Source organism: Oceanospirillum maris DSM 6286 (genome assembly GCF_000422865.1).
GTDB lineage: Bacteria > Pseudomonadota > Gammaproteobacteria > Pseudomonadales > Halomonadaceae > Oceanospirillum > Oceanospirillum maris.
Window position 1 is genome coordinate 81,010 of sequence record NZ_AUGW01000015.1, and the last position, 12,728, is coordinate 93,737.

Sequence of the window (12,728 nt, forward strand, 5' to 3'; positions counted from 1 at the left end):
ATCCGCTAAAGAATAACGCCCCTCTGTACGCTAGCTCACCGAACGCATACAATTAGCAGCATTTTCCAACATGAATTAAGCCAGAGACCGTATTTATGCGCGCCAGTCAGATTCTAATTTCCACCCTAAAAGAAACTCCTGCTGATGCTGAAGTAATCAGCCATCAGTTGATGTTACGTGCCGGTATGATCCGTCGATTGGCTTCAGGCTTGTACACTTGGCTGCCGTTGGGTTTGCGTACCCTGCGTAAAGTTGAGCGCATTGTGCGCGAAGAGATGGACAAGGTTTCTCAAGAGGTTCTAATGCCTGCAGCTCAACCTGCAGAGCTTTGGCAGGAATCTGGCCGCTGGGAAGAGTACGGCCCTGAGCTACTACGCTTTAAAGACCGTCATCAACGTGAATTCTGTGTGGGCCCAACCCACGAAGAAGTAATCACGGATATGGCCCGTAAAGAGATAAAAAGTTACAAGCAGCTGCCGGTAAACTTCTATCAGGTACAGACTAAATTCCGTGATGAGATCCGTCCACGTTTTGGTGTGATGCGTTCCCGTGAATTTATCATGAAGGATGCGTACTCCTTCCACGCCACTCAGGAATCCTTACAGGAAACCTACGAGGTGATGTATCAAACCTACTGCAATATCTTCGATCGTTTAGGTTTGAACTACCGTCCGGTACTGGCAGATAACGGTTCTATTGGTGGTGAAGGCTCCCACGAATTTCACGTACTGGCAGAGTCCGGTGAAGACGATATCGTCTTTAACACCGAAGGCACCTACGCCGCTAACATCGAAAAAGCGGAAGCGGTAGCCCCACAGAATAAAGCGGATGCGCCGACTGAGGAGATGACCTTAGTCGACACACCAAACGCAAAAACTATTGATCAACTGGTTGAGCAGTTCAACCTACCGATCGAGAAAACCGTTAAAACATTGATCGTAAAAGCGGCAGAAGAAGCCGATGCGGAGTTTGTGGCTTTAATCGTGCGCGGTGATCATACCCTTAACGAGATCAAAGCTGAAAACCTATCGATTGTCGCGGCACCCCTGACCTTTGCCACCGATGAAGAGATCAATGCGGTCATGGGCGCAGGCCCCGGTTCCCTAGGCCCAATCAACCTTAGTATTCCGTGCATTGTTGATCGCGCGGTTGCCGTTGCCTCTGATTTTAGTGCGGGTGCCAATATCGAAGACAAGCATTACTTTGGACTCAACTGGGGGCGTGATTTAGAGCTGCCACAGGTTGAAGATATTCGTAACGTGGTTGAAGGGGATATTAGCCCTGATGGCCAAGGTACGCTTTCGATCAAACGCGGTATTGAAGTGGGTCATATCTTCCAGCTGGGCACTAAATACAGCGAAGCGATGAACGCCACGGTTCTCGGTGACAACGGTAAGCCAGTGCCAATGACGATGGGGTGCTACGGTATCGGTGTAACCCGCGTGGTTGCCTCTGCCATTGAGCAAAACCATGACGAGAACGGTATTATCTGGCCAGAAGCGATTGCACCATTTGAGATCGCCATTGTACCGATGAACGCTCACAAATCTGAGATGGTGCAAGAAGCCAGCGACAAGCTGTACGCCGAGCTAAAAGCTGCCGGTTACGATGTGCTGCTGGATGACCGCGACAGTCGTCCGGGCTTTAAATTTGCCGATCTTGAATTGTTAGGTGTACCACACCGTATCGTGATTGGTGAGCGCAGCCTAAAAGAAGGTCAGCTGGAATACCGTGGCCGCCGTGATAGCGACAACACCATGATCGATCAGGCAACCGTTATGGATTTCCTGAAAGATGCCTTTGCTAAATAGTCCGTTAAAGACGAAACATTAGCGATGAGAAGCGCCCAAGGCTTAGCCCAGCTTGGGCGTTTTTGCATCCTAATATCCACCTTTCAAAGCCGCCCATACCTAGCCAAAAAATCCCAAAACCTAACGGCCACCCTCTGCTTTGTTCTACTGATATTTTTTTCGCAAACGATCGCCCAAGCCTCTCAAATCACCTTGGCTTCTCAAACTGCCCAGGCCTCTCAAAAAGCCCCTGACCCTGAATTGATTCAACAGTTAAAACAGAGCACACAAAGCGACAGCTTTAAAGATGCTTTCTCTGCCCAAGTGTGGCTAATGGATATGAGTCAACGGCTTAAACCCTATATGCCCGATGCCAAGCAGCGCCTTGTTTTCTTACGTCAATTACACCAAGAGGCTTACCGGCACGGTATTATGCCCGAGCTAATACTGGCTTTAATCGAGGTTGAAAGCCACTTTAGGGCCAAAGTAACCTCCTCTGCCGGTGCTGAAGGGCTGATGCAGGTGATGCCGTTTTGGCGTAAAGAGATTGGTCGCTCCACAGATAATCTATTTGACCCAGCGACCAACCTAAAATACGGTTGCGCCATACTGGCTTATTATCTAAAAAAAGAGCATTACGATGTCACCCGAGCCTTAGCCCGTTACAACGGCAGCCTAGGGCAAACCATCTACCCTGAAAAAGTAATGCGTGCTTGGGCCCGTCACTGGCAACCTCGATAGCGCTTAAGTGTCAAAGATAAGATGGGCAGCAGCATCCCTTTATTCCATAATGTAACAGACTGTCTTCTGCCCTTGGGTATAAACAACCCTGACGAGAAATCAATATGAGCGATAAAAACCTAGCCACTCTTTACGAAATGGCGCTGTTAATGAGTTCTGAGTCCAGCGAAGAATCATTAGTGCAAAAAATGTTGCAGCACCTAACCAGCCTCACACAGATGCCAGTGGGTTTGTTTATCACTCAAATAGAACCATCTAACGATCACTTTTCCTTTGTGATCAGTCAGCAGATTGTTGTTGGAGAAGCTGGTGGGGAAACTGGGGAGCAGGCTATCGTCAATCCAAAAGCAGATAGCCAAAGCCTAACCCTTAATATGGCGTTGCCTGAGGAAAGTGGTTATCTATCGGAAGAATCCTTCAAAAACTTACTCCCTGATACGCTAAGCCATTATACAGTACTGCTTTTCTTGCCGATTAGCCGCCATGATGCCTTTATCTTATTAGCCCAAAACGACCAAAAACCGTCTTTTTCAGAGGTTCCATTTAGCCCCATCTTGGCGAATCTTGCTAAAACCTTACAAGGATTACGCAGCCATGCCCATGCGACCATACAATGGCAGACTGAAAAGCTAGAGCGTCAACGAGTAGAGCGGATGTTTGAACTGGTGCTCAATCACATGCCTGCCGGTGTGTACTGGCAGGATTTAGCCGGTAATATTCAAGGGGGAAATCGCCGATTAATACAAGACTTAGCGCATATTGATCACAGAAAGTCAGCCGCACGCTTAGATATAAATCCCTCCGAGATACAACACCTCGACATTAAAGAAATCATCGACAACACTAATATGGAGCAGCTCCAGCAGGATGATCACCTCGTTACAGACCTTGGGCAAGAGGTGCAGAATAAAAACTATTATTTACACTGTCGTGACGACAGCCATTTTTGGATTGAGTTAAACAAAGTGCCGATAAAAGATGAAAACCAAACCATTACCGGCATTTTGGGCATCTACCGAGACATCACTGGCCGTAAGCTAATGATGGAAGAGTTGCTGTACGCTAAAGAAAATGCTGAGCAGGCTAATCGAGCTAAAAGTTCATTTCTTGCCAGTATGAGTCACGAGCTGCGAACGCCACTGAATGCAATTCAAGGCTACGCTCAGCTGATGGAGATGGATGAGGATGATCTCACAGAAGAGCATATCGAAAGCCTTCAAGAGATCCGCAAAGCCAGTAATCACCTATTGCAATTGATTGATGAGATTCTGGATCTTTCGACGATTGAAGCAGGGCGTATTGATATTCATATCAGTTCATTAAATCCGATCCCTATGGTTCAAGAAACCATGGCTCTGAACAAGCCTATGGCTGACCGAGACAAGATCAAGATGGAAGCCTGCTTTCCCCCGAACCTTAGCGCCGTCGTACTCGGGGACGAGCGTCGTATTAAGCAGATTTTACTGAACTTAATCAGCAATGCAATTAAGTACAACCAAGAACATGGCACGATCAAGCTACATACAGAACAAACCACCGAACAGTTTAAAATCCATGTCACAGATACTGGCATTGGCATGGTACAAGAGCAGTTGGATAAGCTCTTCCAACCCTTTGAACGACTGGGTATGGAAGCAACCACACGGCAGGGCACCGGCATTGGCTTAGTGATTTGTCAAAAACTAGCAGCAGCGATGGACGGCTGCATTGAAGTGAGTAGTATACCTGGTGTTGGCAGCACCTTTTCTCTGGCGCTACCTTTAGCCGAAAGTAATGCAGAGGTCTATCAAACCTTAAACCGCAAAAACAACCTACCACTTACCACTCATACAGCGGATCAAAGTCTCGATGAAGCGAACCAAGCAAGCCAGAAAACGACAACGCTTTATGTCGAAGATAACCCAAGTAACAGTATGTTGGTTAAAAAAATATACAGTAAGCGTTATGGGGACAGGCTGCTAACCGCAACAACACCGGAAGAAGGTTTAGACATACTGCGTCATGAGTCACCTGACTTGGTTATTTTGGATACCAGCTTACCGCAATTATCGGGTATCGACCTGATACAACACATAAAAAACGAAGGTCTTGATAAGGGCTGTATACTGGTCGCGCTCTCAACCAATACCAACCCTGTGGATTGCCAGCAGGCAGAGGCCGCTGGCTTTAGCGCCTCTCTGACAAAACCTATTAATATTCCTGAGTTTAACCGCCAATTAAACCAGTGGCTGTCTAGCCACTAGTGTTTAATATCTTAAAAGTTAACAGGGAAAGGGGAAGCGAAAGAAAAAGAGAAGCGCTATTTTTTATTAACCCAATAAACACCAAAAACGGTAATCACCATACCCAGCAGAGCAACCAAGGTCAGTTGTTCATCAAAAAGAATCCACGCCTCTAGGGCCGTTACCGGAGGCACCAGATAAAAATAGCTGGCCGTTCTGGTGGCTTCCCCAGCCTGAATCAGCATCATTAATAAAAGAATAGCGCCAACAGACAGAACCAATACCGACCAAACAAGGGCACCAATAAACTCGCCATGCCATTCAACCACCATTGTTTCCGTCAAAAGGGCTACGGGTAGCATAACCATAAGGCTGGATAAGTATTGAATAAAGGTTGCAGCTAATAGCGGCTGAGGCTGGCAGTAGTTTTTCTGATAAAGTGTCCCTAAAGTAATACCCACTAGTGCAAGCAGAATCCAACTGAGCTGAACCCCTGAGACACTGCCATTATCCATAAAACCAGCATCGCCATTGGTTAATACCAGTGTCACGCCTAACAAGCCCAGCAATAAACCCAACCATTGCTTAATACTCGGGGCGCTTTGATAAACCACCGACATAATAAGTGCCGTTAATAAAGGTTGCAGGCCCACCAGCAACGCCGCCAAACCTGCGGGCATACCAAGCTCTATCGCAGAGAAAACGCCGCCTAAATAAGCCGAGTGTACTAAGGCCCCAACCACTAGCTGCTGCTTCCAGAGCGCCAGGGTTCGCGGCAACGTCACTCGAAAGACCTGCATTAGCACCATAAAGACCAAAAGGTTGCCAGCCATACGCCAGCTCAAAAAGGTAAAGGGTTCACTATGGGGGAGACCATAACGAGCACCAATAAAACCGGTGCTCCATAATAAGACAAAGATCCAAGGCAACAAAGCAAAGACCCAACGCTTATGGCGTTGCATAAAAAGTGAAAGCACGGCCATAGCGGCTCCTATTTTATTTACTTACAATGTATTTTTACCACAGGGTAAGACAATAAAAGAGCCGAGGCCATATAAAGCGCTATCCATGCCTTAGAAAATGCTATTGATGTCTTAGAAAATACGATCTCGCAGCCCAACTAGCCTTTATCAGCCCTAGGCGATACCAAGGCGGGTATATACGTTAGCACGAACAGGCCAAAGGCAAGCATCCAGAACATTGCGGACATATCGTAAAGAAACGGTTTCTGTATCCAAGCCAGAACAAGAACTCGGCACACAAGGGCGACCAGCAAACAGTAAAAAGCAAGGTGCATCACTTGCGGTAGCTTTAAAGGTCTTCCGGTATGTCCTAAGGCCACTCGGGACATCATGCCCAGCGTCAGTAAGCCAATGCCTCCAACGGTTAACGCATGAATATAAATAAAAGGCGATAGCTGCAGCCAAGGTAACAAGGCTCTCAATAAAAACCCTAGGGCGATCATCAAATACCCGCCATGAAGCACCCATAACAGGGGATTACTCAACAAACGACGATCGAACCAACTCCCCACCCGCAACAGTAACAAGAGTGCGAGTAACCCCGATAAGCCATAAGCCCAAAGTGCCAGAGGCTGCCATAAATCATTAAGAAAAGTGATAACCGCAACCGGCAAAACCAGTTTTTCCACCACCGTAATCGACCGACCTTTATAGTCCGGTATCGCGCGCTCGGAAAAGAAAGGAATCACACGCCCACCGATGATCAACATCACCAGAACCACAACATTAAGCGCACCATAGATCCCTAGGTGGGCCATATTGGGGGCAATATTTAACACATCAAGATGAACCAGCAGATTCATTAATGCCATCAGTCCACAGAAAATAACAAAGACCATGTTTTTCATCTTACCATTCTGCAAAATAGGCTTGGTAATCGCCGCGATTAATAGCGGATAAAAAGCAAGGTCAACCACCGCAACCACAAGAGGCTCCACCGGAAGAAAAGGCAGTGTCCTACCAGCGAACCAAAGCAAAACCAGAGCAGCTAGCCCATGGCCGTGTAACATCACTTTGCCTGTCCAGTTGCCTACAGCTGTCAGCAAAAAGCCACTAATAACCGCTGTCGTAAAACCAAAAATCAGCTCATGGCTATGCCAGAGAATGCTGGGGTAGTAGTTTGCAAATGTAATACCCCTCAGCTCAAGCGCCCAAATAAGCATCAAGACCACCGCAAACACTGCGGCTAATAGGAAAAAAGGACGAAAACCCAAAGAGAATAACGCTGAGTATGAGAAATTAAGGTTAGACCGGTAAGAAAGCTGGGATGTCGATGCCATAAAGAAAGCCTCTGAAAGATTCTGAGGCCATTCTACGGAATACCCGAGTAATTTACTTGGCTTAAATCAAACAAGAACGAGATAAATGATATAGCCACCTTTCCTGTGATTCTTTCGGCTCAGCGAATATGAAACCCTGTCAAAGCAAGGGGCTCTGTATCCACAATATGCACGTGATCCACACGGGAAAGCGGCGAACCTTTCCAAAGCCATTCAATAAGATCTTCTACCTCATCTTTCGGCCCCTGCACATGAACCTGAACAGAGCCATCATCAAGATTCATCACCCAGCCCTCAAGCAAACGTTTCTCTGCTTGCTGATGGGTATTTTTCCGAAACCAAACGCCCTGTACGCGCCCAGTAACATTAATCGCTTTAACCAAAACCCCTGTTGGAGTGTTCTTGGATGAGGGTTGTACCTGCATTAAAATCACCACCTTTCGATTCTAAGCTATTAGTCTTTGATATCAATAACCTGGCATCAATAACATCAGTCTTTAAAAGTCAGTCTTTAAAAAGAGTCTGCGCAGACGGGGATAAGTGCGCTTCCCCTAAACGTAAATAATTCTGCAGTACGTTTATAACAGATGGCTGCAAAAGGGAGAATCCCTCTTTATGCGTGGAATCCATTTCAACATCCAATAAACTAGCCGGTATCGGCCAAGGCAACAAATTAAATAACTGCCAGAGACTTAATCCTGAAAGATCACGCCCTAATTGCCAGTATGATTTAGGCCAACCTTTAACCGGCACATCACTTTTAACACTGACTAAAAAGCCGGTCTGCTGCAATATTTGCTGTAGCTCGCGCTGATGGCGTATGGATAACGGCGATAAAAGCTGCTGTAGATCTTGGTTGGATAAAGGCTCATTGCCATGCCATTTATAATACAGCGCTTGAAGCACTCGTAGCGCCACAATAAAAGGCTCTTGATCCGTCTCTCGCCATCCAGACTGGTAGCGGCCCAAAGCCATCACAAAAGTGGCCCCTAACAGCAATAAATTCCAGCTAATATAAACCCATAAAAGAAACAAAGGCACAGCAGCAAAAGCGCCATACACCACTTGATAAGATTGTGACTGACTGACAAATTGCGTAAACACCCATTTTGCCAATTCGAAACATAACGCGGTAAAAACACCACCAAACCAAGCATGCTGAATGGGTACATGTGTTTTCGGCACAAAGTAAAACAACATCATAAAGGCAAGAGATGATGTCAATAACGGCAGCAGTTGTAACAATATAGCAGTGGCTCCCAACATCTCCACCGCATCCAAAAACAACCGATGGGATAGGACAAAAGACGTTAAAGCCATGCCCGTACCCATTAACAGCGGCCCTAAGGTTAACACTGACCAATAGAGTAAAAAGCTGCTGGCTCCTTTTCGGTCTTCCGCAATAAACCAAATGCCATTAAAGGCCCGCTCTATCGCCTTCATCATCAAAATAGCCGTAACAATCAAAAACAAGACCCCTACTAAGGTAAGGTTTCGTGCTTGTTGAGCAAAGTCTGCCAGATAATTACTAACGGTTAAGCTGCTTTCAGGCAGTAAATTATTAAAAAGTAAGTCTTGAATACTAGAGCTAATACCCGCACCACTTGGCAGTGCCGACATAATCCCATAGGCCACAGTAATCAAAGGAACTAACGCAAATAACGTGGTATAGGTCAGTGCGGCGGCGGTTTTTTGACACTCCTGACCGATAAAACGCTTTGTCACAAAACGCAATAACCCTAGCCCGTCTTGCCTTAAAGTTAATGCCATGGTTAGCTGCTCCTTTTCGTAGGCGATTCAGATCGTTAGAATAGCGCCATTCTACCCTATTTTGATCAGTATCAAGGATCTCTCATGCCGACTGTTACGCTTTATCACAACCCTCGCTGCTCTAAATCCCGTGCAACATTAGAGCTACTGCAAGAAAATGGTGTTGAGCCTCATATTCGCCGCTACTTAGACGAACCGCTTTCTGAAGCGGAGATCCGTATCTTACTAGAGAAGCTTAACGTTACCCCTATCGAGATGATGCGCACCAAAGAAGCAGAGTTTAAAGAGCTTGGCTTAAGCAAAGACAGCGATGATCTTGCCTTAATTGCCGCGATGGTTAGTACGCCTAAGTTAATTGAACGTCCCATTGCCGAGATTGAGACAGCGGCTGCGATCGGCAGACCTCCTGAGAACGTATTGGAGCTGTTGGTATGAGCCAACCCTTCATCTTAGTGTTGTATTACTCACGGCACGGTGCAACACGTAAGATGGCGGAAGCGATTGCGCTGGGTGTCGAGTCTGTTTCTGGTATAGAAGCCCGCCTGCGCACCGTGCCTGAGATATCATCAGAGTGCGAGGCCGTTAGCGATACAATTCCAGCAACGGGGGATCTGTATTGCTCTGACGAAGACTTGCGCCAGTGCACAGGGCTTGTTATGGGTAGCCCAACGCGTTTTGGTACGATGGCCGCCCCCCTAAAATACTATTTAGAAACCTCCAGCGACCTTTGGATGAATGGCGCTTTAATCAATAAACCAGCAGCGGTGTTTACATCAACATCCAGCCTGCACGGCGGTCAAGAGGCCACGCTGCTCTCGATGATGGTGCCACTACTGCATCACGGTATGATTCTCGCAGGCTTGCCTTACAGCGAAACGGCTTTGCTGGATACTCAAACCGGCGGAACACCTTATGGTGCAAGTCATGTTGCGGGGAAATCAGGTGATCAGCCTGTTGACCGTACCGAGTTACAGCTTTGCCAAGCCCAAGGTAAACGTATTGCAGAATTAGCCCTGCGCCTCGGCTAAGTGGCTTATGGCTTATGGCTTATGGCTTATGGCTTTGCAAGCGTGATGCTCTTTAATTAAAACTTCCCCTAATACTCTACAGGAGCTTCTGTGAGAAAAATGATGAACCGCCTCGAAGCAGGTAAAGATATTGCCAGCCTCGCCGCTAAAAGCCGATTTTGGGTATTGCTCAGTTATTTCGGCATAATCGCATTACTTATCGCAAATGGTTTCCTGTTGGTCAAAGAGGGCGCACCCCTTAATGTCATCGCTATTTTGGCTCTGATGCCAACACTGCCTTTACTTCTGTTTGCACCGGGTATCTGGCTACGACGACCTCGTTCACATGCTTGGATCTGCTTTGTCAGCTTACTTTATTTTATGCACGGTGTTGATCAGGCCTTTCTGCCAAATAATCAACTGGTCGGTATCGGCCTTTCTGTGCTATCCATGATTCTGTTTGTTGCTGCGATGATGTTTTCTCGCTGGGAAAGCCTGCGTATTAAAGCGCTTAACCCACAGCCTGATGCAGCTCTGAGCCCAGAAACTGAGAGCCCAGCAGGAAAGGCAAACCAGAAGTAATCAACATCGTCAGGGAAAGTGATAGAAAAAAATCAGTCAAAAAAGGCAAGTCAGGATAATACCTGCCTTGCCTTCTTTATGGTTACAATCCGCGTTATGGTTACAATCGCCATTAAAACGCGTTAGGCATTACTCGACTCATCTTCACGGGGTGTAAAGTTCTTTTGATTGGCGCTTACAACACAATTACGCCCACTGTCCTTCGCGCAGTACAGTGCTTGATCCGTTAAATCGAGCATATCAGATTCAGTCACCGTGCTATCAGGCGTCAAACTACAAACCCCAACACTAATCGTCACCACCTCTGAAATAGATGACTTATGATGAGGTATCGCAAGCGACTCCACCAATTCTCGGCACTGTTCTGCAATCTGTACGGCACCTTCTTCCGGCGTGTTCGGCAATAGCAGAATAAACTCTTCTCCGCCAAATCGAGCAAACAAATCGCCTGGGCGATTCACAACGGAGCCAATTAACTCCGCAATATTGCGCAAACACTCATCACCACGAAGATGGCCGTACTGATCGTTGTATTGCTTGAAGAAATCAAGATCAAACAACACTAAGGCAACCGGATGTCGCTCTCGCTTACCTCGTCTCCATTCTTGAATAAGACTCTCATCAAAAAAGCGGCGATTAGCGATATGAGTTAAACCATCGGTTTGTGATAAATGCGCTAATTTTTTATTGGCTTCTTTCAAGGCTTGCTGACGATCTTTCGCCACCGAACTCATTTCGAAACTACGACGAGATAATAGCCTCAAATAAGCGGCTAGCAGGCCAGAAATAAGTAGACCCGCCATTAAAACCACATAGGACAGTTCACTTTTCCGGTCATTCATATAATTTTCTGAAGGCGCAATCACCAATTGCCAACTGCGCCCACCTACATTATTAATAATATAATGCTGCTGCATCTCTAAAACAGGCCCTGTAACAGGATGTCGAGAAAAAAGAACCGCTTTATCGCTGCCATTTTGCTCCAGTGAAACCGTATCTATTAAGGCCACGTGCAAACCAGAACTAGAAATACCTGACATGGCACCAAGCATAATACGATCCAAAGTAAAACGCCCTACGATAATACCCGTAGGTTTACCTAGATCATTACCACGACTTCCAGCTCTCTCATGAGCACGGCCATTATCCACTTGATAAACAGGAAGGGCTGCTAACACCGCCTTATGACTTGTCGTATTCACCTTGATCGTTAACGGCTCTGTCACCACAAGAGACCCCGTTTCTAATGCACGCTTAATGGCTTCATTCAACGGTATATTGGCAGCAAGATCAGCACCCATTCGAGATGTTACTGTCACACCTTTATTGACGTGATAAACAACAGGGTAATAAGAGGCTCTTGACTTTGCCTGTATCCAGCGGCCAGCATCAGAAGCCACACGTTCCTGAATTCTAAAGCTTGGATCGGTCATCCTTTGAGCCTGCTCAAATGCAACTCTATCTTTATCGGCAACAATAGGAGCCCACCCAAGGTAGTCCAGCTCTGAAAGCCTAGAAAGACTGTCATTAGCCACACGATTAAACTCTTCTTGTGTCACCAGAGTCGAGCCACTAAACAAGCCTTGAAGACCATAAAGCGCCTCAAAATGCACAAACATTTCGCGGGAGATATAATAAGACACCTCCTTCATTTCACTTTTAAGCTGAGTCTCAACCGAATCATTCTTCAGTTCATCAATACTCCAAGCAACCAACGCAGAAAGGATAAAGCCAAAGCAAACGGTTATGTAGCTGAGTTTATTCGAGTAGACCTTCATTTAATATGTATCCTTTTGGTATAAATAAGCATGGCAACTCAACGCTGAAAAATCAGATATCTCCCTTTCTATATTAGATGAATTGTACGATTTTATCCTTATTCTTAATGTTTTCTATTAGCCTCCTCTTATACCCTGTAAACGCTTATATATTCATTAGCAATGAAAGCCAGCAAACCGCCAAAAGCCTTAAAACAGCAGTCATGCATACAACCGACAAGCCAAAACTGGATTTAATGAAAAAGGCAGTTATTTATTTTGTATAAAACCTATATCTAGTCATATTCACTATAAAACACAAGTAACATAGTTGTGTATTCTAGTAACACCAAAGTAATAAAATCGAATGACTCTTACGATATAAAATAGTAAGCTACTGTTTTTAAAGGGTTTAAAATTGTTGGCATACAATATGTGTATCAGTCCATTACTGTGCACATCAACGGAAAAGCAGAGGCATACCCTAGAGCTACTGCTGCGCGATTAGGTATCTACCCTTATACCTTTTGATGATGTGATATCACGCCGCACAGTAC

General features: G+C 46.0%; 11 protein-coding genes. 6 read left to right on the top strand and 5 right to left on the bottom strand.

The genetic code is table 11. The annotated features are described in order from the left end of the window. Window positions 1-95 precede the first annotated feature (95 nt). From G517_RS0107420 to G517_RS20040, 3 genes are all read left to right on the top strand, one after another. Entirely contained in the window at window positions 96-1,811 is a 1,716-nt protein-coding gene (locus G517_RS0107420) for a proline--tRNA ligase (RefSeq protein WP_028303884.1), read from the top strand. A gap of 24 nt (window positions 1,812-1,835) precedes the next feature. After that, window positions 1,836-2,531 (top strand): lytic transglycosylase domain-containing protein, encoded by a 696-nt coding sequence (locus G517_RS21045; protein ID WP_084632113.1) that lies wholly within the window; start codon window positions 1,836-1,838, stop codon window positions 2,529-2,531. A 104-nt stretch (window positions 2,532-2,635) separates the two neighbouring features. Next, window positions 2,636-4,774 (top strand): PAS domain-containing hybrid sensor histidine kinase/response regulator, encoded by a 2,139-nt coding sequence (locus G517_RS20040; RefSeq protein ID WP_051206197.1) that lies wholly within the window; start codon window positions 2,636-2,638, stop codon window positions 4,772-4,774. Between the two features lie 56 nt (window positions 4,775-4,830). On the opposite strand, the gene G517_RS0107435 is transcribed toward G517_RS20040, so the two are convergent. The 4 genes from G517_RS0107435 to G517_RS18205 all read right to left on the bottom strand — a co-directional run bounded on the left by G517_RS0107435 (window position 4,831) and on the right by G517_RS18205 (window position 8,825). Continuing rightward, window positions 4,831-5,736 carry a DMT family transporter gene (locus tag G517_RS0107435; RefSeq protein ID WP_084632114.1) on the bottom strand — a complete coding sequence of 302 codons (906 nt, stop codon included), beginning with the start codon at window positions 5,734-5,736 and terminating at the stop codon, window positions 4,831-4,833. Between the two features lie 137 nt (window positions 5,737-5,873). Beyond that, entirely contained in the window at window positions 5,874-7,055 is a 1,182-nt protein-coding gene (locus tag G517_RS0107440) for an NnrS family protein (protein WP_028303887.1), read from the bottom strand. Window positions 7,056-7,174: 119 nt separating this feature from the next. Then, window positions 7,175-7,480, bottom strand: coding sequence for an acylphosphatase (locus G517_RS0107445; protein WP_051206198.1), 306 nt, complete (start codon window positions 7,478-7,480; stop codon window positions 7,175-7,177). Window positions 7,481-7,559: 79 nt separating this feature from the next. Continuing rightward, entirely contained in the window at window positions 7,560-8,825 is a 1,266-nt protein-coding gene (locus tag G517_RS18205) for a YihY family inner membrane protein (RefSeq protein WP_051206199.1), read from the bottom strand. An 84-nt stretch (window positions 8,826-8,909) separates the two neighbouring features. Here G517_RS18205 and arsC point away from each other — a divergent pair, with 84 nt between their 5' ends. The 3 genes from arsC to G517_RS18210 all read left to right on the top strand — a co-directional run bounded on the left by arsC (window position 8,910) and on the right by G517_RS18210 (window position 10,414). Then, entirely contained in the window at window positions 8,910-9,260 is a 351-nt protein-coding gene (gene arsC, locus G517_RS0107455) for an arsenate reductase (glutaredoxin) (protein ID WP_028303889.1), read from the top strand. Beyond that, window positions 9,257-9,853 (top strand): NAD(P)H:quinone oxidoreductase, encoded by a 597-nt coding sequence (gene wrbA / locus G517_RS0107460; RefSeq protein WP_028303890.1) that lies wholly within the window; start codon window positions 9,257-9,259, stop codon window positions 9,851-9,853. The genes arsC and wrbA overlap by 4 nt, the downstream gene beginning before the upstream one ends. Before the next feature lie 99 nt (window positions 9,854-9,952). Further along, window positions 9,953-10,414, top strand: a complete 462-nt coding sequence (locus G517_RS18210; protein WP_051206200.1) for a DUF2069 domain-containing protein — start codon at window positions 9,953-9,955, stop codon at window positions 10,412-10,414. A 122-nt stretch (window positions 10,415-10,536) separates the two neighbouring features. Here G517_RS18210 and G517_RS18215 read toward each other — a convergent pair whose 3' ends face one another. After that, a complete protein-coding gene (locus G517_RS18215) occupies window positions 10,537-12,192 on the bottom strand; it encodes a sensor domain-containing diguanylate cyclase (protein ID WP_036590775.1) in 1,656 nt (551 codons plus the stop codon). Between the last annotated feature and the right edge of the window lie 536 nt (window positions 12,193-12,728).

Coding starts and splice junctions, on each gene's coding strand:
- G517_RS0107420 (WP_028303884.1), top strand. CDS start 96: ATGCGCGCCAGTCAGATTCTAATTTCCACCCTAAAAGAAACTCCTGCT.
- G517_RS18215 (WP_036590775.1), bottom strand. CDS start 12,192: ATGAAGGTCTACTCGAATAAACTCAGCTACATAACCGTTTGCTTTGGC.
- G517_RS20040 (WP_051206197.1), top strand. CDS start 2,636: ATGAGCGATAAAAACCTAGCCACTCTTTACGAAATGGCGCTGTTAATG.
- G517_RS0107445 (WP_051206198.1), bottom strand. CDS start 7,480: ATGCAGGTACAACCCTCATCCAAGAACACTCCAACAGGGGTTTTGGTT.
- G517_RS18205 (WP_051206199.1), bottom strand. CDS start 8,825: ATGGCATTAACTTTAAGGCAAGACGGGCTAGGGTTATTGCGTTTTGTG.
- wrbA (WP_028303890.1), top strand. CDS start 9,257: ATGAGCCAACCCTTCATCTTAGTGTTGTATTACTCACGGCACGGTGCA.
- G517_RS21045 (WP_084632113.1), top strand. CDS start 1,836: ATGAGAAGCGCCCAAGGCTTAGCCCAGCTTGGGCGTTTTTGCATCCTA.
- G517_RS18210 (WP_051206200.1), top strand. CDS start 9,953: ATGATGAACCGCCTCGAAGCAGGTAAAGATATTGCCAGCCTCGCCGCT.
- G517_RS0107435 (WP_084632114.1), bottom strand. CDS start 5,736: ATGGCCGTGCTTTCACTTTTTATGCAACGCCATAAGCGTTGGGTCTTT.
- G517_RS0107440 (WP_028303887.1), bottom strand. CDS start 7,055: ATGGCATCGACATCCCAGCTTTCTTACCGGTCTAACCTTAATTTCTCA.
- arsC (WP_028303889.1), top strand. CDS start 8,910: ATGCCGACTGTTACGCTTTATCACAACCCTCGCTGCTCTAAATCCCGT.